The sequence below is a fragment of the uncultured Bacteroides sp. genome (genome assembly GCF_902472605.1).
Classification (GTDB): domain Bacteria; phylum Bacteroidota; class Bacteroidia; order Bacteroidales; family Bacteroidaceae; genus Phocaeicola.
Genome location: NZ_CABROP010000002.1, coordinates 104,841 through 125,487 on the forward strand (window position 1 = coordinate 104,841; position 20,647 = coordinate 125,487).

The 20,647-nt window shown below is 48.1% G+C and carries 13 protein-coding genes; 4 read left to right on the forward strand and 9 right to left on the reverse strand.

Annotation, left to right across the window (positions count from 1 at the left end):
• The first annotated feature begins 51 nt into the window (after window positions 1–51).
• A complete protein-coding gene (gene pfkA, locus RDP42_RS01055; RefSeq protein WP_072543438.1) occupies window positions 52–1,032 on the forward strand; it encodes a 6-phosphofructokinase in 981 nt (326 codons plus the stop codon).
• Window positions 1,033–1,117: 85 nt separating this feature from the next.
• On the opposite strand, the gene RDP42_RS01060 is transcribed toward pfkA, so the two are convergent.
• The 9 genes from RDP42_RS01060 to RDP42_RS01100 form a co-directional block, all read right to left on the reverse strand.
• Window positions 1,118–2,461: an ABC transporter substrate-binding protein gene (locus tag RDP42_RS01060; RefSeq protein ID WP_374046889.1), complete on the reverse strand. Its 1,344-nt coding sequence runs from the start codon at window positions 2,459–2,461 to the stop codon at window positions 1,118–1,120.
• Window positions 2,458–3,249: an ABC transporter permease gene (locus tag RDP42_RS01065; RefSeq protein ID WP_303915645.1), complete on the reverse strand. Its 792-nt coding sequence runs from the start codon at window positions 3,247–3,249 to the stop codon at window positions 2,458–2,460. The genes RDP42_RS01060 and RDP42_RS01065 overlap by 4 nt, the downstream gene beginning before the upstream one ends.
• Complete coding sequence (locus RDP42_RS01070) at window positions 3,243–4,040, reverse strand: ABC transporter permease (protein ID WP_303915648.1); 798 nt, start codon at window positions 4,038–4,040, stop codon at window positions 3,243–3,245. The genes RDP42_RS01065 and RDP42_RS01070 overlap by 7 nt, the downstream gene beginning before the upstream one ends.
• Window positions 4,037–5,434 (reverse strand): ATP-binding cassette domain-containing protein, encoded by a 1,398-nt coding sequence (locus tag RDP42_RS01075; protein ID WP_308762173.1) that lies wholly within the window; start codon window positions 5,432–5,434, stop codon window positions 4,037–4,039. Before RDP42_RS01075 ends, RDP42_RS01070 begins: the two co-directional genes overlap by 4 nt.
• 130 nt (window positions 5,435–5,564) lie before the next feature.
• Window positions 5,565–6,665, reverse strand: coding sequence for a methylmalonyl Co-A mutase-associated GTPase MeaB (gene meaB, locus RDP42_RS01080; RefSeq protein WP_308762174.1), 1,101 nt, complete (start codon window positions 6,663–6,665; stop codon window positions 5,565–5,567).
• Between the two features lie 7 nt (window positions 6,666–6,672).
• Window positions 6,673–7,758: a DUF1573 domain-containing protein gene (locus RDP42_RS01085; protein WP_308762175.1), complete on the reverse strand. Its 1,086-nt coding sequence runs from the start codon at window positions 7,756–7,758 to the stop codon at window positions 6,673–6,675.
• A 134-nt stretch (window positions 7,759–7,892) separates the two neighbouring features.
• On the reverse strand, window positions 7,893–13,502 hold the full coding sequence (locus RDP42_RS01090; RefSeq protein ID WP_308762176.1) for an alpha-2-macroglobulin family protein: 5,610 nt from the start codon (window positions 13,500–13,502) through the stop codon (window positions 7,893–7,895).
• Window positions 13,503–13,688: 186 nt separating this feature from the next.
• Window positions 13,689–15,146 carry an aminoacyl-histidine dipeptidase gene (locus tag RDP42_RS01095; protein WP_308762177.1) on the reverse strand — a complete coding sequence of 486 codons (1,458 nt, stop codon included), beginning with the start codon at window positions 15,144–15,146 and terminating at the stop codon, window positions 13,689–13,691.
• Between the two features lie 30 nt (window positions 15,147–15,176).
• Window positions 15,177–16,184, reverse strand: coding sequence for a lysylphosphatidylglycerol synthase transmembrane domain-containing protein (locus RDP42_RS01100; RefSeq protein WP_303915664.1), 1,008 nt, complete (start codon window positions 16,182–16,184; stop codon window positions 15,177–15,179).
• Between the two features lie 75 nt (window positions 16,185–16,259).
• Here RDP42_RS01100 and rsmA point away from each other — a divergent pair, with 75 nt between their 5' ends.
• The 3 genes from rsmA (at window position 16,260) to RDP42_RS01115 (ending at window position 20,571) form a co-directional block, all read left to right on the forward strand.
• Window positions 16,260–17,063, forward strand: coding sequence for a 16S rRNA (adenine(1518)-N(6)/adenine(1519)-N(6))-dimethyltransferase RsmA (rsmA, locus tag RDP42_RS01105; protein ID WP_308762178.1), 804 nt, complete (start codon window positions 16,260–16,262; stop codon window positions 17,061–17,063).
• A 54-nt stretch (window positions 17,064–17,117) separates the two neighbouring features.
• The gene (mgtE, locus tag RDP42_RS01110; RefSeq protein WP_303915667.1) at window positions 17,118–18,458 is read left to right on the forward strand and encodes a magnesium transporter; all 1,341 of its coding nucleotides are present in this window, start codon (window positions 17,118–17,120) and stop codon (window positions 18,456–18,458) included.
• Window positions 18,459–18,765: 307 nt separating this feature from the next.
• Window positions 18,766–20,571, forward strand: a complete 1,806-nt coding sequence (locus RDP42_RS01115) for a DUF349 domain-containing protein (protein WP_308762179.1) — start codon at window positions 18,766–18,768, stop codon at window positions 20,569–20,571.
• Window positions 20,572–20,647: the final 76 nt, after the last annotated feature.

Sequence of the window (20,647 nt, forward strand, 5' to 3'; positions counted from 1 at the left end):
AACAGTTTTTGTACTTTTGCCTCATAAAAATCAAACTAACAACTAACAATTATGGGAACTATTAAATGTATCGGTATTCTAACCTCCGGAGGAGATGCACCAGGCATGAATGCCGCAATCAGAGCCGTCACCCGTTCAGCTATCTACAACGGGCTGAAAGTAAAAGGTATTTATAGAGGCTACAAAGGATTGATCACAGGTGAAATCAAGGAGTTTAAGACTGAAAATGTCAGTAATATCATACAATTAGGAGGTACAATCCTGAAAACTGCACGTTGTCAGGAGTTCCGCACCCCGGAAGGTCGTCAAATCGCTTACGAAACCATGCAGCGTGAAGGTATCGATGCCCTCATCATCATTGGTGGAGATGGTTCTTTGACCGGTGCCCGCCTGCTGGCACAAGAATTTGATGTACCTTGTATCGGACTTCCCGGTACCATCGACAATGACTTGTTTGGTACAGATACCACCATCGGTTATGACACTGCCCTGAACACCATTCTGGATGCAGTGGACAAGATTCGTGATACCGCGACTTCTCATGAACGTCTGTTCTTCGTAGAAGTAATGGGACGTGATGCCGGCTTCCTGGCATTGAACGGCGCCATTGCTGCCGGAGCAGAAGCAGCTATCATTCCGGAATTCAACACAGAAGTAGACCAGCTGGAAGAATTCATCAACAACGGGTTCCGTAAATCAAAAAGCAGTTCCATCGTATTGGTAGCCGAAAGTGAAATCACAGGAGGGGCCATGCACTATGCAGAACGTGTGAAGAACGAATATCCGCAGTATGATGTACGTGTCACTATCTTAGGACACTTGCAGCGTGGTGGACGTCCGACCGCTCACGACCGTATCATCGCCAGCCGTATGGGTGTAGCCAGCATCCAGGCTTTGATGGAAGGCCAGCGCAACGTGATGATCGGTATCGAAAACGACCAGATTGTATACGTACCGTTTACCAAGGCCATCAAGAACGACAAGCCGATTGACCGTGAACTGGTGAACGTATTGCATGAATTGTCTATCTGATTTTTCACTCACATCACACATAAAAAAACCTCCTTTTCGGGCGTACCCGGGAAGGAGGTTTCTTTTTGGTATTTCAATTTGCAACTCACTTGCGGCGAAGTTTCCGACGCGAACGCTTGTAATGGCTCCGTTTGTAACGCAACCAGCGGCGACGAATCTGCCAGGCGCTCAGGCCGACAAACACCAGCAGAATCAGAATGACCAGCCCACTGTTCAGATTGTCTCCTTTCACGCGCGACCAGATTTCCAGTACGTCCACTGTCTTGTCGCCAAAGTCGCGTATCATGGCACAACGGGCTATCACCGACTTATCGGGATACTGGGTGTTGCGTAATTTCACGTGACGGGCTTCCGGCCCGAAGAAATAGCTGGCATCTACTTCCTTGTCCAGCGTGGAGTCAATGCAGGCTTCCATAATTTCCGGAGCAGCAATGGAACTGACATAGCCGTTTTCTTCCATATTACGCAAGGCAATGTCCGGACGGCACAGGAAATTGATGAAATAACTGGCCGCTTTCGGATTCTTCGCATACTTGGGAATCGCCCAGCCATCGTACCACACGTTACTTCCTTCCTCCGGCACAGTGTATCCCAAATCAACCCCTACTTCCGCAGCCTCCTCAATAGCCCACTGGGCATCGCCGCTCCAGGTCATGTTCATCCAAGCCTTGCCCTTGGTCATCATCTCTTTTCCAAAATCGGCTTCCCAACCTGCCACATTGGGTTTCAGCAGTTTCAGGTACTTTTCCACCGAATCCATAGAGGCCGGTGAATAATCGTTCATCAAGCTGGCCACACTGCGGGTACTGTCTTTCAAATCTTCGCGATGGGCATACAGCAAAGCCATGCCATACGCATCACGGTAGGAATCCTTCATCAAGATTTTTCCTGCATACCGCTTGTCCCATAGACAACCCCAGGAATGCAAATCTTGAGCAGAGACATATTTCTTGTTATACAACAGCCCAGCCGTACCCCACATGTAGCAAACCGCATACCGGTTGGCCGAGGGTTTACCCGGTATCGTCAATTTGTCAATCTGCTGGCGGATATAGGGAGCCACCCCTTTCATATAATTAGGCGAATGCGCAAAAACGGTATCGATGGGCAGCAGGAGTCCCTTGTGCAACATACGTTCGATGATATACTCCGACGGACAAACTACGTCAAAATCTTCATGCCCCTTTTCAATCTTTGTCAGCATGATTTCATTGATATCGAAAGTCTGATACACAATACGGATATCCTCACCCGTCTGTTCCTTATAATATTGCTGGAAATCCTCCAATACTCCCTCGCCGATGTAATCGGCCCAGTTGTACACCTTCAGCACATTCTCGCGCGACTCATCCGTATTGTAACAGCTTGTCAGCAGGCAACACATGCAGAGCAAGGCCCACCAGTTCCACCTTTTCATCTTCTGTTTCATTTGTTCTTTGCTTTGTCGGCTCTACGGTTAATAATGATAAGCAATACCAGAATCACCACAAAAATGAGGGCAGACAACGGACGAAGCTCCGGAGTCAGTCCTCCCTTTCGGGCATCTGCGTAAATATAAGTAGAAAGGGTTTCCAGTCCCTGGTTACCGATAGTGAATACCGTCACGGCAAAATCATCAATGGAGATGGTCAGCGCCAGCAGAAAACCGCTGATCATTCCCGGACGGATTTCCGGAATAATCACCTTCCACAGGGCCTGCATGGGAGTAGCCCCCAAATCGAGCGCCGCCTCATACAGATTCGGATTCATCTGCTTCAAGCGCGGCAATACGCTCAACACCACATAGGGCGTACAGAAAGTGATGTGTGCCAGCACCACGGTCGTGAAACCTTGGGTAATGCCCAATGACACGAAAAGCAGGAACAAGGAAATACCGGTAATGATATCTCCGTTCAAAATCGGAATGGTATTGATGAATCCCATGGCTTTTCGGCTCCGGGCCTTCAAGTTGTAAATACCGATGGCGGCCACACTGCCCAACAAGGTAGAAACCGTGGCCGCAATGAAAGCGATGGCTACCGTATTGACCAACGCATTCATCAGGGAATGATGGGCACTCGTATTACACAGCGAGCGATACAGGTTGAACGAAAAGCCGGTCCAGTTACCCAACACCTTGGCTTCGGTGAACGAATAAATCACAATAATCAAAATCGGAGCATACAGCATCAGCAACAACACCCACAGATAGGTCTGCATCAAAATCTTCTTTACCATACCTGTCCTCCTTTCTCCGAATCATTCTTATCGTCGGCACTAAACAAAGAGGTGGCGGCAATCAAGAAGAGCATAATCAGTGATAGTGCCGCTCCGTAATTCCACAAGCTGTTGTTGATATTCTCCTGAATGGTGGTACCAAACAGTTTGATGTTGTTCATGGTAAGTAGTTCCGCAATGGCAAAAGTCGAAATGGTAGGCATGAACACCATCATGATGCCGCTCACTACCCCCGGCATGGACAACGGAAGAACCACCTTCCAGAACACCTGGAACGAGTTGGCTCCCAAGTCTTGCGCTGCCTCCACATAGCTGGGATCCATTTTCTGAAGCGTATTGTAAATGGGATAAATCATAAACGGAATAAAGTTGTAAATCATTCCGAAAATCAAGGCTCCTTCGCCCAACGGAAGACTGGCAAAATCGAACAAAGCCACTGTAGCCAGCGTACGTATCAGGATGTTAATCCACATGGGAAGGATGAACAGCATAATCAGCGTACGGGAATAGCTGGAACGACTCCGGCTCAGAATCCACGCCGCCGGATAACCTAACACAATACAGCCAATGGTCGTCAGCAAGGCAATGCCAATGGAATACACAAAGGTGTTAACGGCTTCCGGATGTGCCAGAAACTTTCGGAAGTTATCCAAGGTAATCCGGCCCATATCGTCCGTGAAGGCATAAATCACAATCAGGACCAACGGAATTATCACGAAGATGATTGAAAAAATCAGGTAAGGCAAAGTCCAGCTTCGCCGTGACAGAAAAAACAAACGCAACTTGTTCATCGTTCCTCCTGTTTTACACGTACCCGGATGTCTTTCGGAGCGATGGATATGCCCACGTGGTCTCCGTCATCCCATACGTCATTGGTATCGACAAATACATTTTCATCCCAATCCGACCAGACGGTCAGGTGATAATGGTTTCCTTTATAAAGAATGAATTTCACTTCTCCTGTCAACGTACCGTCTTCGGCATCGTCCTGCAAGTCAATCTTGTCAAAATCCACTTCTACCTGCACTTCACCTAAAGGAACTTTCTGCAAGTCGACCGGTGCACATTCGAAGGTACAACCCAGGAACTCCACGTGCGTTTCATCCAGCAATTTTCCATCGAAGGTGTTGCACAACCGTTCTTTTTTCATAATATGGATGTCATGAGGCTTCACCAGCAAGCCGACTTCCATACCGGCCTCAAATGCATGATAATCCTGCACCACGAACTCATAGTCCTGGCACAGCACCACCATTTCATAATGCACTCCCTTGAAAATGCACGATTGTACCACACCGCGAAGCTGTGCCATATCCGATACCGGAAAAATATACAAGTCTTCCGGACGAATTACCACATCCACCGGAGTCTGCTCTCCGAAACCTTCATCCACACATTCAAAGTCGCGGTCACAGAAATGCACCAGCTTGTCTTTCACCATCACCCCGTTCAGGATGTTGCTTTCGCCAATAAAATCGGCCACGAACGAATTGATGGGTTCATTGTAAATATCGGTAGGAGTACCAATCTGCTGGATACGTCCCTCGCTCATCACCACGATGGTATCGCTCAGGGTCAAGGCTTCCTCCTGGTCGTGGGTGACATACACGAAAGTAATGCCCAATGACTTGTGCATCTCCTTCAGCTCCATCTGCATGTCCTTGCGCATCTTCAGGTCGAGGGCTGCCAACGGTTCATCCAGCAACAGCACCTCCGGTTCGTTCACGATGGCACGGGCAATGGCCACACGCTGCTGCTGTCCGCCAGAAAGCGAATTCACGTCACGATACTCATAGTCGGTCATACCCACCATTTTCAAGGCAGCCTTGACCTTTTTCAGCACTACGTCTTTCGGAAGTTTCTTCAGTTTCAATCCGAAAGCAATGTTGTCATACACATTCAGATGGGGAAACAATGCGTACTTCTGGAACACGGTATTCACCGGACGCTTGTGAGGCGGAGTCTGGGTAATCTCTTTACTCGCAATGCAGATGACTCCTTCCGAAGCTGTCTGGAAACCGGCAATCAGGCGCAGCAAGGTCGTCTTGCCGCAACCTGAAGGTCCCAGTATGGTTACAAACTCTCCTTTTTTAATGGACAGGTTGATGTTATCCAAGGCCGTTTTTTCACCAAAAAACTTCGATACGCCCTTTACCTCTATAATCGGTTTGGTTTCACTTTGCATGATTTCTTAAAATTGGTCCGCAAAGTTACATATTAATTCATTGTACAGGATGATATCTCCGGCTTTTCTTCTTTATTTTTATTCAAGCCACAAAGAATTGTAAAAGAATCTACATATTTATGCAATATTTTTATTTCAAACCCGCGAAATAGAGTTCCAGCAGCTTCCTCGCCGCAGAGAAAGAAGTGGATTTTCCGTCCAGCACTTCCTGTTCCTGCAAAGGTAACAGAGAAGCAATCTGCGGATTCTGGTAGAAGCTGTCACGCAGATGCTCGTTGATGGTTTCATACATCCAGTACTTGGCCTGTTCGTTCCGCCGACGTTCAAAATATCCGTTCTTGCGAACAAAATCAATGTAGGCGTAAATCATGTCCCAGATTTCCTTGATACCGATATTGTAAAAACCGGAATAAGTCAGCACTTGAGGGGTCCACCCAGACTCCGGAGCCGGGAAAAGATGAAGGGCGTTGCGGAAATGAGTAGCTGCTAACTTGGCTTTCTCAATGTTATTCCCATCAGCCTTGTTAATGACAATGCCGTCGGCCATCTCCATAATACCTCGCTTAATGCCTTGCAACTCGTCTCCCGTACCCGCCAACTGAATCAACAGGAAGAAATCGACCATGGAATGGACGGCCGTTTCACTCTGCCCTACTCCGACCGTTTCCACAAAGATTTTGTCAAACCCTGCGGCCTCGCACAAAATGATAGTCTCACGGGTTTTACGGGCTACTCCTCCTAACGAACCTGCAGAAGGACTCGGACGGATAAAGGATTTGGGATGTACAGACAGTTTCTCCATGCGGGTCTTGTCACCCAGGATACTTCCTTTGGAACGCTCACTACTGGGGTCGATGGCCAGCACGGCCAGTTTGCCTCCAGTTTCTTCCAGTACATGCAAGCCAAATACGTCAATCGACGTACTCTTTCCTGCACCCGGCACCCCACTGATGCCGATGCGGATGGAATTACCGGAATAAGGCAGACATTTTTCAATGACCTCCTGCGCCAAGGCCTGATGCTCCGGTTTTACACTCTCCACCAGCGTCACGGCCTGACTCAACATGGTCACATCGCCTTTTACGATACCTTCCACATACTCCGCAGCTGTGTACTGGCGACGTTTGGGTTTCTTTCTCAGTTTCAGATAAGGATTAACAATGGAGGGCTGTTCCACTCCTTGGTTTACAGTTAACCCCTTATAAGCTTCGTTGTTTTCGGGGTGTTCCATATATATTTTATTTATCCGACGATTTCAGCCGGGCTTTCACACGGATGGTAATCATCGGTTGGTTAGGATCGTTGGTTATCATCAAGACACGCGGAGTTCCTTTCACGCGAGACAGGTTATGGGTCAGCACGGTAATCTTCATTTTCGTAGATTCTCCCGGTTTCAGTTCCCTCTTGTTCAGCTTCACGGCCAGTGCCATGCTGAACACCTGCATATCCTGAATGTTCAAGTTTGATTTACCCGTATTTGATATGACTATAGTCTGCGACTTCTTCTGATTGGGTTTCAAATCCACAAACTGCAATTCCTTGGCCGACAAGGTAATCTGCGGCGGATTGTTTTTCTGCTGTTCCGTCAGTTTGGAGAAATCGGGCAATAAAGCCACAGATACAGGAATTTCATTCTCACTACCCACCTTATCACCCGGGAAACGGGACAGATAGACGGAAGCACGGGTAATACCCAATTTCGGAAGTTTCTCTGAATCCAACGTAACCAAAATTTTACCCGCTTTTCCTCTTCCCAACTTTTCAGGTACTGCCGTAGCTTCCAGATAAGGAGGCAAATGCATCAGTACGGGCGAATACGCCTTATTGGAAGAGTTAGCCACCTGCAGTTCAATTACCGGATGGTCTCCTTTGTTCACCGAATTAAAGTCCAGTTCATCCATGTTCAACCGGATAGCTCCGATGGCATACGGATGAGTAAACGAGAAGTTCTTGGCATCGGCCGTCACTTCTCCGTTAAAATCCAGATAAATAGGCATGGGAGACGCATTACAATACACGCCCACATCCTTATAGAAATGTCCGATAGCTTCTGCATCGAATACCACTGTAATCTTCCCTTTTCCGCCAGCCGGGACCGGTTCTTCTGTCCAAGTAGCCTTGGCACAGCCGCAAGAGGTCGTTACGTTAGAGATAACCAAGGGACTGTCACCCGTATTGGTAAACGAATAAACCACAGTGGCCGGATTTCTCCACAAGACATACCCCAAATCCTTCGTCTGCATGTCAAAAGTAATTTTAGGCTGTGCAAACAAAGAAAAACAGGCAGCCATACACAACAAGAAAAGAGTATATATACGTTTCATTGATTTTATTCTTTCTAAATTACGGAAACAAAGATAAAGAGAAAACAGAAACAAGCAAAATCAAGTCTGAAAATTTATTCCGCCGAGCCTACGACACAAAAAAATCCGGGCAGGAAACACCTGCCCGGAGTAATTTATTCCACTTGAAGGACCTCTCCTTTTGTATGACTTCCAAATTCCGGTGCATAGACTGACTGGATAGTAGCCGTACCGGCCTGATAAGTCCCGGCACGGTCTATATAGACCTCGTATTCTATCACATACGTACCTTTCCGCAGATGATCCATAAAGAACGAAGTAGAAGCATCTCCCGGTACCCGATAATAGCCCAAGCCATCCTTCCAAACATAACCCGACAACTGCTGCACGGGCTCCATGCAGGCTGCCCGTTCATCCTTCAGACTGACAAAGTCCATATCCCGGTCGGTACGGAAAGTCAGACGAACCGTCAGCCGGTCACCGACGTGCAACGTCGCTTTCCGCTTCAAAGTCTTACCTTTATATATATACTCCCGTGAAACCTTCAAGCCGTCACCTTCAAACGACTGAATCTTGTCCATTTCTTCCAGGTATTGGGTGTAAACCGCTCCCCATCCGGCACCTTTTCCCGTCTGGCTGACCGTCAGTGTCTTTTCCTCCGCAGCTTTTCCGGTCCAGATCTGACGGATGTAGCCCAGTCCGTCGTCAGGAGTCTCCAGTCGGATATCTGTACCCTTTGCCTCCATCTTTCCGGTTTCTTTCAACGCCATTCCATCCGACAACAGGGCATAAAGGGCATCTGCCGTAGCCAGCGGCGTACTCCAGCACTGCACCTGCTTCTGTTTCAACAACCAGTGTTTCATCTCGTTCAGCATCGTTTCATCCTTCTCTATCTGTTGAATGGCTTCCATGGCAGCCACCTGCGTCGGGATTCGATATCCATTCCAAGCATACAAAGCTTTAGAAGTATCGAAATAACGGCCCATCTCCGGGGTAGTCACCGTGTATTCCTTGATGGAATGTACCAAAATTTCAGCCTGCTGTTTCTTGCCCTGTGCCTGCAGAATACGGGCAATCATGGCCTTTTCATAAATGGTGTATTCACTGGAACGGTCTTCCAGTTTCGCTACCATGTATGCCTTGGCTGACGGCTGCACCCTGTCCGAGGCTGCCTTATCCAATGACACGATATACAAATATCTCACAGCCAAACCACTGGGCAACAGTTTTCCCTTTGTTCTCAATTCATTCTCCTTCAATTGCCGATATTCCTCACAGAAAGCTCCTTCCAGATAGTTCAAGGCTTTCAGGTACATATCCGATACCCGTACATCCAATCCTACCTGCATAGATTTCAGACGAGCCAATAATTCTGTCACCTGGGTGGTCACCATCCGGCTGCCCTGCATACCACCAAACCAGCTCCAGCTTCCATCCGTTTTTTGCAAGGTAGCCAATTTCTGTACGGTCTGCTCCATGCGATACTTCATCGTGTTCAAGTCAAACAGCAAGCCAATCCGCTGCCGTTGTTCCTGCTCACTGGCAGCCTCAGCCAGCCAAGGAGTTTCAGCCAGCAACAGATTCTTTACTTCCGGCTTTTTCTCCAACTCACTCCACAAGGTTTCTTTCTTCACGCCTTGTTTCCGCCACGCATCAAACACCGTCTGAATCTGCGGATTCAGTTCCACAATCTTCTGTGCCAGCGTCTGAGCATAATAAGCCGCAGCCCAAGAGAACGCATCGTCCTGTTGTGGAGTTCCTACCACCGGAAGAGCCTGTACGGCGTACCATATCGGCGTAGAGGTCAATTCAATGGTCAATCTGCGGTTTTCGACGGTCTTGCTCTGCCCGTTGAACATCTTCTCCAAGTTCACTTGCTGGGACTGTCCCGCTTCTACCTGCAACGACTGGGTTTCAGTGACCCACTGCTTATCGGTCAGGACCGGCAGATAATGCTGTTCTCCGTCACTGAACTCACCGGCTTCTGCCTGCATCCGGCAAATCAGGACCTCACAATCTGTATCTACTGGAAAGGCAAAGCGTACACTACCCGTCTCTCCGACCTTTACCTGAAAGTTCTGGGCCGACTGATAGACCATGCTTCCATCTATTGGGTTCACCAGTTCCAGCTTAACCTTCCCTTCCACTTCTTCGGGTGACAAGTTCACCAACGAAGCTGCCAGCGAGGCCTCATCGCCCTGACGAAGGAAACGAGGCAAGTTCGGCTGAACCATAAACGGTTTTTCGGTACGGGTTTCAGCCTGCATCAGTCCATAATCCATGTCGCGAGTATGGGCAAATCCCTGGAACTTCCATTGAGTCAACGCATCCGGAACGGTAAAGACCAACCGTACAGTACCAGTGGAATCGGTACGCAAATCCGGATAGAAGAAAGCAGTCTCTGCGAAATTCTCTCGTAAAGTCAGATTCGGCTCTATCTCTATATTCACTGTTTCCGACTGAAGTTCCACACGCGGTATCCCATCATTTTGGGAGAATCCCTCTTCCGCCAAAGCCACATCCTCTTTCATCATCACATTTGGTGCTACTGCAGCTGCCTTCATCATGATTCCCGTTCCTCGAACCATTAACCCGTTGCGGGTAAAACTTCTGTACTGCCTCAAGGAAGGAATCCACAAGCTACTGTATAACTGCCAGTTATCCGGCACATAAACCGATGACAACGAATAAGTATAAAATGGAGAATAAGCCATTGCTACGCTGTTCACCTGCTGGATAAACGGTATTACCGAAGGCGTATAGCGGCTGAAACTCAAATTAAAGTTCCACGGATTCTCCCATAAACGGTCAAGGGAAGCATCGTACAAAGTAGCCAACAGACGGGCATCCGCCGGTTTACCGGAAGCATCCAAAATCCGCATCGTCCAGGTTTCTTCCGTACCCGGACGCAGACGGTCGCGGAAAGTCTCCCATTTTAAGGTCAATTTCTTCTCGGGAACCGGACGCTTCAAAGCCACCTGCTTGGAATACCAGATGCCATCCTTCATAAAGCCAAAGCTCACGGTGATTCCGTCTCCATACTCCGGCTTCCAAGTATAGGAGAACGGACGGATTTCCTGATTCAAGACCTGAACTTCTGATACCAGCATCCGATTTCCACTATACACATGATAGAACAAATGCACATCCGATTCACTGCTACCCACGTACAACGTCACCGGCTGATCGGCACACAGTTCTGTACCGTCCTGATAGAACCATTCCACGGCCTTTATCGGAGGAACACTGTCACTCAAAGAGAAGAGAATGAATTCCTGTTCTGTACGGCAAGGACGTCCCTGGTCATCGCGGGCCGAAACCTCCAGCAAGTATTTCCCGGAAGCCAGTTCCTTCCATTCTTCCGGCAAGAAAGGCTGAGCGGACGATACCGTATCCGACCACACGGTCTGCCCTTTCTCTCCGACCTCATTCAAGACATAAAGACGACAAAACACCTCCAGCGTCACCGGCTGCCGTTGCAGATTCAAAGCCTGCACCTGAATCTTCTCCAGTTTTTCCCGAGCGACCTTTTCCCTCAGTCCCTTGATTTGCAAGCCCACAGCATGTTCCCCTACCGGAAGCACCATCAGCCCTTCCTGGGTTTCTCCAGCCACATCCGTCACTTCCGCCTTCACCTGGTAACGATAGAATCCATCCCATCCCAAAGAGACTTCCGTATCCGGACGTACCAAACAGACTTTTACCGCAAAGGTCCCATCCGGCTGGGTTGTCAATTCTCCTTCCGCCAGTTGTTGTTCCTCTGCAGTCGTCCGCCAGAACCACGCTTTCGAACGCGTTAAAGTATAACGTACCTTGCCACCTTGTACGGGGGCGCCGGAAAATTTCTTCACTATCCCTTCCAACGTCAGAGAATCGCCCATGGTATAGGTTTTCTGTACGTCTTTCCAGGTTACCTCAAATGTCGGACGTTTGTACTCTTCCACACGGATAGTACAAGAAGTTTTGTCCGATTCAATGCGGAAGGTACCTGCCAAGGTTTCCGACGGCAACTGAAACTCCGTGGAGAATGCCCCGAAATCATCGGTCGTCAATTCCTTTCGGGCGATTTCCCGGTTGTTGGCATCCCGCAATGCCAGCCAAACAGCTGTACCCTTACGGACCTGTACCTCATCCCCTTCCTGCGTATAGGCCACTCCCGACACATAGACCGTCTGACCTTTACGATAGAGCGCCCGGTCGGTAAACAAATCCATCCGGTCGGTCGCTTTCTGAGAACGGTTGACAGTCGACAAGACTCTTCTGGACCAATAAGATACCTCCATAAAATCATCTTTTGCGGTACGTGCATGCATCCATAACTGTGATTTCATATCCGGCACAACCGCCTTCCCTTGCTTGTCCGTAAGATAAGTCTTATATACCGTATAATTGCCCGGTACCGGAATCGAATAGAACACCAGTTCGGCTCCGGCCACCGGCGAACCGGTCTTCCGGTCCACCACATGGCATTCCGTCTGATTTCCTTCCATCGGGAAAGAAACCACCTGGAGTGAAGACAGATGTACCACATCGTATCCTGGCTTATCCTTATAACCATCGGGAACCGACTTCAACACATAAATCCCAGCCTCCGGCATCCGACGAGTCAAGACAGATACCGAATCCTTATAATCAGGTGTATCCGGCAAGTCCAGCCGCACCTTGTCCACCAGTTTGCCATATTTCTTGATTAACGCTGCATGGTCCACACTATTGGCAAACACAGAAGAAGATGCCTTGAGATTCAATTTATACCATTCCAACGTAGCCCCTTTCAGATTCTTGCTGACGACACGAAGTTCCGTTTCTGCCTGCGGATAAGGTCGGGTTACCTGTACCGAAAGTGAAGGCATGCACACAATACGCTGCTTGTCTTTCAAGTCGGCGGCAAATTCCGACTTGGGATAACGCTTCAAACCTTCTTCAATCACTTTCATTTCGGACACATAATCCTGTTTTTGGTGATAGAAATCGGCCCAGCAGATATATACGGCCGCACAAGCATCCAACCCGGCATAGGTTTCCGCCCATGCCTTCCAGCATTCCACCGCTTGTGTGTCCGATACCTGCTGCGGATACTTCCATCCCCTGTGCAGCCAGCCATCCAACCGTTCCAGGCGCGTCAACAATTCTGCTTCCCGATTGTTTACAGCCTTATATTGTGCCAACAACTTCTCATAATCATCGTACACCACACACTGCACCTCCTTGCTGTCCCGACCATTCATCTTCCACTGATAAATGGCCTGCCGCAACAGCAAGTCGTACATCGTATCGCCGAAATAACGCTGGCTCCATTTTCCAACCCTCGCCATCGGGCGGAAATCCGCAGCTGAAACAGCCACCAAGGCATCCTTGTCTTTGACCGACTGGTCAAAATAATACCGCACGCTGTCCGTCTTTTCCGAATCTGACTCCAGCAGATAATATCCTGTCAGGAACATCAGCACTGCTTTCTGCAAAGGATCGTTCTCTTCCATCGCCCAATCTTTCATATACTGAAGTTCCTTCGACAGACTGTCTGGCGTCAATTCTATCTGACATTCCACACGTGAAAGATAGGCTTTCAACAACTGTGGCGTATTCTTTTCCTTCCTCGCTTTTTCATAAATCTGATTTACCTGCGAAATCAGGGTTTTCGGCAAATCCTTCTTACGGCTCTCTTCTACCTCTTTCCACAGACGGTCATAACTCTGAGCAACTCCGACCAACGGGGTAAGAAGAGCCCACAACCAAACGGCGCTTAGCAAGAATAATCTGTTCATATCCTTTAATTTTAAATTTTACTTCATTGGTTTCTTATAAAGATAAAGCAGATTTCCCATATTACTGCATAGATTTTAATTAAAAGAAGCAAAACGCACTCTTCCAAGGATACAAAAAACGGAGAGAATCCAGATTCCATACGAACCAGATTCTCTCCGTATCTATTTATATTGGGGGCCAAAAATTTATTTCTTCGGCGTATTCTCCAAAGTAGCTACCAAGAAGTCATAGAATTTCTTTACTGACGGAATATGGCAACGTTCTTCCGGAGTGTGCGGGCATTCCAGCGTAGGACCAAATGAAATCATATCCAATCCCGGCACAATGGCACCGATGATACCACATTCCAGTCCGGCATGAATCACTTTCACTTCCGGTGCTTCTCCAAACTGTGCCTTGTAAGCATCCTTCATGGCATGCAGAATCGGAGAATTCACATCCGGTTCCCAACCAGAATAGCTGCCAGAACGTTCTACGTGCATACCAGCCATAGAGAAGCAGCTTTCAATTGCTGTATTGCGGTAATCCTTCATAGACTCACGAGCACTGCGGGTCAGTACCTTGATGGCAGCTTTTCCCTTACCGATTTCTACGATAGCCAAGTTGGAAGAAGTTTCCACCGTATCCGGAATGGTCGGAATAAAGCGTTCCACTCCATTCGGACAAGCATAGATAGCATCTACCAAGTTGTCACGGATTTCATCGGGCACCATCATCTTCGGCAAGTCTACACGCTCAGCCGTAAAGCTCAGGTTATCTTCAATGGTCGCATATTCATCGCGCCATACCTGCTCACATTCACCTACGAAAGCCAACACATCATCCACTTCCGAAGCCGGTACGGTAATTACCACTTCACAGTCACGCGGAATGGCATTGCGCATGTTACCGCCTTCCCAAGATACCAGGCAAGCCTCATCGTAAGCAATCACCTGATTCATGAAACGCGCCATCAGTTTGTTGGCATTGGCATGTCCCCAGCCAATCTGGATACCGGAGTGACCACCGCGCAAACCTTTCAACGTCACTTTCAGCGCCACGTCTTCCGGATCGGTTTCCACTTCCTTGTATTCCAATGTAGCTGTCAGGTCTTCGCCACCTGCACAACCTATATAAAGCTGTCCTTCTTCTTCAGAATCCAGGTTCAGCAGGATATCTCCTTCCACCGTACCCGGTTTCAAACCGAAAGCACCATACATACCGGTTTCTTCATCGGCCGTAATCAGTGCCATCAGCGGACCGTGTTTCAGCGACTTGTCTTCCATGACTGCCATGATGGCTGCCACGCCCATACCGTCGTCTGATCCCAAAGTCGTACCTTTTGCTTTCACCCATTCTCCGTCTACATAGACTGAAAGAGGATCTTTTTCAAAATCATGCTGTGTATGTTTGTCTTTCTGAGGAACCATATCCATGTGGGCCTGCAGAATAACGGCCTTACGGTCTTCCATGCCCGGAGTAGCCGGCTTCCGATAGATAATGTTTCCGGCTTCATCCTGAAATGATTCCACACCCACCTGCTTACCGAAATCCAGCAAGAAGGCCTGAATTTTTTCCAAATGTCCCGACGGACGGGGAATTTGAGTCAACGAATAGAAATGCTTCCACACATTCTGCGGAGCCAAAGAAAGAATTTCGTTCATATTGTTATTTGATTTTATCCGGCAAGCAAATTACTTTCCGGCGTGTTTCTTATTTACCAAAGGTAAAGCCACAAGGCCATAAATACCAAGCAAAATTAATAAAAAGGTTTGAATACCATGCACCAACAGGGCAAATATTCCTGCATCATCTTTACCAACCCCATACATCATCATCATGGTGATGACCGCAAAATGCCACGGCCCGGCCCCATTGGGAGTAGGCACCGCCACTGCAATACTTCCTACCACGAACATCACCAGCCCCGGCATCCATCCCAGCGAAGCCGAGAAATCGAAGCAATAGAAGCTGACATAGAACTGCAAGAAGTAGCAGGCCCATATACCTATAGTATATAAGGTAAATAGCCAAGGGCGTTTCACATGGCGGAGAGAAAGGCATCCGGCCCATACATCATTCAGAATACTCCGTACTTTTGTAAAAATGGCCAACTTACGGACCAGAAAGAAAAACAATATTCCTGCAGCAAACAGGCAAGTCAAGGTAATATAAAAGTTGGTCGAAGTGAAAAGTCCGGTAAAGAACCCCATGTTCGTACCTGTTTTTTCGAAGAATGCCGCAAAAATACGCGACTGAAGCAACAGGGTCACTACCGTGATGAGGATGACACACAGACTGTCAATCAAGCGCTCGGTAACCACCGTACCCAACGATTTGGAAAAAGAAACGCCATCATATTTCGCCAATATGCCACAACGGGACACTTCGCCCACACGGGGTACCACCAAATTGGCTGCATACGATACAAACACTGCATACACACTGTTTGCCACTTTCGGATATTCGCCCAATGGAGCCAACGTCAGATTCCAGCGCCATCCGCGGAACAAATGTCCCAACACACCGAATACCAGTGAAAAGGCCATCCAGCCGTAATTCATCCCCCCGTCGAGCACGCTCCACACCCGCCGGAAATCAAAATCATGGTAGGTCCACCACAGAATAGCCGCTCCCAATACCAGCGGAAGGGCAATCTGAAAGACCTTGTTTATTATTTTTTTTAAACCTGTTCGTTCCAAAATCAGTCGGTATATAAAGATTTATATTTAACTTTGCAAGATACAAAGATAATATGAACATTTAAAACCTGAGGCATGAAATTAGTAAAACCTAAAAAGTTTTTAGGACAACACTTTCTGAAAGACCTGCAAGTGGCGCAAGACATCGCCGACACGGTAGATACCTGCCCGGCACTTCCCGTTCTCGAGGTAGGCCCCGGAATGGGCGTACTCACCCAATACCTGCTGAAGAAAGAGCGCCCGCTCAAAGTCGTGGAACTCGACTTTGAATCGGTGGCATATCTGCGCGAGAACTTTCCGCAGCTGGGCGACCACATCATCGAACAGGATTTTCTGAAAATGGATCTCCGGCAACTTTTCGACGGAAAGCCTTTCGTTTTGACCGGGAACTATCCTTACAACATATCCAGCCAGATTTTCTTCAAGATGCTCGACAACAAGGACCTCATTCCCTGCTGTACGGGTATGATTCAGAAAGAAGTGGCTGAACGTATTGCCGCATCCCCAGGGAACAAGACATATGGTATCCTAAGCGTGCTGATACAGGCCTGGTATAGCGTGGAATACCTGTTCACGGTGCATGAGCACGTGTTCAACCCTCCCCCGAAAGTAAAGAGCGCCGTCATCCGCATGACCCGCAACGAAACCAAGGAACTGGGCTGCAACGAACAACTGTTCAAGCAGATTGTCAAGACCACGTTCAACCAGCGCCGCAAGACACTCCGCAATTCCATTTCATCTATTTTGGACAAGGGAAACCCGCTCAGCGCCGACCCCATCTTCAACAAGCGACCGGAACAATTATCCGTACAAGACTTCATCGACCTGACCAACCGGGTAGAACAGGCCCTGCAAACTTCCGCTCCTAAAGCGGAATAACCCTGCACACGAGACTACAGACTACAATAAAAGAACTCATCTGAAACTTACGAGATGAACAGCGAAGATATCAAAACCGTCACCGAGCTGATTGAGAAGAAAGATTCCGACCAGCTGAAAGAGGTACTCAAAGACCTTCACCCGGCCGACATTGCCGAACTATGCAACGAGCTGGACGCCGAAGACGCCCGCTTCATCTACCTGCTGCTGGACAACGAAACGGCAGCCGACGTATTGATTGAAATGGACGAGGATGCCCGAAAGAAATTCCTCGAAATCCTGCCTCCGGAGACCATCGCCAAACGGTTTGTGGATTACATGGACTCGGACGATGCCGTCGACATTATCCGAGAGATGGACGAAGACAAGCAGGAAGAAGTGCTTTCACACATCGAAGACATCGAACAGGCGGGCGACATTGTCGACTTGCTAAAGTACGACGAAGATACCGCCGGTGGTTTGATGGGTACGGAAATGGTGATTGTGAACGAAAACTGGAGTATGCCTGAGTGTCTGCGCGAGATGCGTCTGCAGGCCGAAGACATGGACGAAATCTATTACGTCTATGTAGTGGATGACGACGAACGCCTGCGAGGAGTATTCCCGTTGAAGAAGATGATTACCAGCCCGTCGGTATCCAAAGTGAAACACGTGATGAAAAAAGACCCGATTTCCGTTCACGTAGACACTCCGATTGAAGAAGTGGTGCAGACCATTGAGAAATACGACCTGGTAGCCGTTCCCGTAGTCGACAGCATCGGCCGTCTGGTAGGACGAATTACCGTCGACGACGTGATGGATGAGGTTCGTGAACAGGCCGAACGTGACTACCAGTTGGCATCCGGTTTGTCACAGGACGTAGAAACTGACGATAACGTATTCCGTCAGACCACTGCCCGCCTGCCCTGGCTGCTTATCGGTATGCTCGGAGGAATCGGCAACTCCATGATTTTAGGGAATTTCGACACCACTTTTGCGGCCCATCCGGAAATGGCTCTCTACATTCCGCTGATTGGTGGTACAGGAGGAAACGTAGGAACCCAATCGTCTGCCTTGGTGGTACAAGGCCTGGCCAACAGTTCGCTGAGCGCCGAAAACACCTTCAAGCAGGTACTCAAAGAATCAGTAGTAGCCCTCATCAACGCTACCATCATCTCCATGCTGGTGTACATCTACAATTTCATCCGTTTCGGAGCCAGTGCCACCGTAAGCTACTCCGTGTCCATCAGCCTGTTTGCCGTCGTCATGTTCGCCTCTATATTCGGCACGCTGGTCCCCATGACCCTGGAAAAGCTGAAAGTCGACCCGGCCATTGCCACCGGACCGTTCATCTCCATCACCAACGACATTATCGGTATGCTGATGTACATGGGAATCACCGTATTATTGGCCTAAAAATCTCCCCTAAAAAACGCAAGTGCGTTTGGAGTAAAACGCAAGTACATTTTACTTCAAACGCCTTTACGTTTTGAACAAAACGCCTTTACGTTTTCCTTCAAACGCAAAGGCGTTTTTTTTCACCCCCTCAAAAACGACGGAAATCCTCCTATTTATTCAAATCTCTTCAGAAAAATCATTCTATTTTTATAGTTTTCGTCTGAAAAAGTATGAAAATCAGATTTTATTTCTTTAATTTGTAAGAGTTTTTTTATAAACACACATATACAAACAAAAGAATTATACTCTTTAAAATCTATATACGATGGAAGTAAACGAAACTAACCGCCCATTAACTGAGGCGCCAATGGAAAAACCCGTTGAAGCCCCGGTTCCTACTATGGAAGAAACCGAAAAGGATACGTACACTCCGAAACAGACCTTGGAAGAAGTGGTGCAACGCCTCAAGGAAATCAATGAAAAGAACGACCTGACCGACAAACAGGAAATCGACACCCTCAAACAAACATTCTACAAACTTCAAAAGGCCAAATCAGAAGCGGCACGGAAAGCTTTCATCGAAGCAGGAGGAAATGCAGACGATTTTATCCCGCAAGCAGAACCAGTTGAAGAAGAATTCAAGAAGGTCATGAATGCCATCAAGGAAAAAAGAAATGCCTTGGCTGCTGCGCAGGAAAAGGAAAAAGAAGAAAACCTTACTAAAAAGCTGGGCATTCTGGAAAGAATGAAATACCTGACCGAATCACAAGAAGATACAAACAAGATTTACGATGATTTCAAGAAACTCCAACAGGAATGGAACGAAATCGGACAAATACCTGCAGCTAAAGTCAACGAGCTCTGGAAAACGTATCAGCTTTATACCGAAAAATTCTACGACATGGTAAAGCTGAACAACGAGTTCCGTGAATACGACTTCAAGAAGAACCTGGAGCTGAAAACCCGCCTGTGCGAAGCCGCAGAGAAGCTGGCCGATGAACCCGATGTCATTTCGGCCTTCCACCAGCTGCAAAAGCTTCACCAGGAGTTCCGGGCCATCGGACCGGTAGCCAAAGATTTGCGCGAAGCCATCTGGACCCGTTTCAAAGCGGCTTCCACGGTAATCAACAAACGTCATCAGCAGCACTTTGAGGAGCTGAAAGAAAAGGAACAGAACAACTTGGACCAGAAAACCGTGATTTGTGAAATCGTGGAAGGCATGGAATACGACAAGTTTACCACCTTTGCCGACTGGGAAGAAAAGACACAGGAAATCTTGGCTCTGCAAGCCAAATGGAAAACCATCGGCTATGCGCCACAGAAGATGAACGTCAAGATTTTTGAACGCTTCCGGGCTGCTTGCGATGAGTTCTTCCGCCGGAAAGCTGCATTCTTCAAATCTATAAAGGAAACCATGGCGGCCAACCTGGAAAAGAAAAAGGCGCTTTGTGAAAAGGCGGAAGCCCTGAAAGACAGCACCGACTGGAAAGAGACAGCCGACATTCTGACTAAACTCCAGAAGGAATGGAAAACCATCGGTCCGGTAGCCAAGAAGCATTCGGATGCGGTATGGAAACGTTTCATCGGTGCCTGCGACTATTTCTTTGAACAGAAAAACAAGGCGACTTCTTCACAGCGTACGGAAGAAGTGGAAAATCAGGCGAAGAAGGAAGATGTCATCAAGCGGATGGCTGCCCTCGAAGCTGCCGGAACGGCTGATGAAGCTACCGCAGAACAGGTTCGTGCCTTGATGAAGGAATGGAACGCCATCGGCTTCGTACCTTTCAAGGAAAAAGACCGCCTGTACAAGGAATTCCACGGCCTGGTAGACAAGCTGTTCGACCGTCTGCATCTGTCGGCTACAGAAAAACGCCTAAGCAACGTACGCACCAGTGGCAACAAGGAAAGCAATCTGTATCGTGACCGTGAACGCTTGGTTCGCACTTACGAAGGGCTGAAGAACGACATCCAGACCTACGAAAACAACTTGGGATTCCTGAACTCTTCTTCCAAGAAAGGAAATACACTGGTGGCCGATATCACCCGTAAGATTGAACGTCTGAAAAAAGACATGGAACTGGTACTGGGTAAAATCAAGGCCATTGACGAAAGCTTGAAAGAAAAAGAATAAGAATAAATGTATCCTATCAAAAAGAGGTCACTCCCATCAGGAGAATGACCTCTTTTTTCGTTTAAATCCTCTTGAA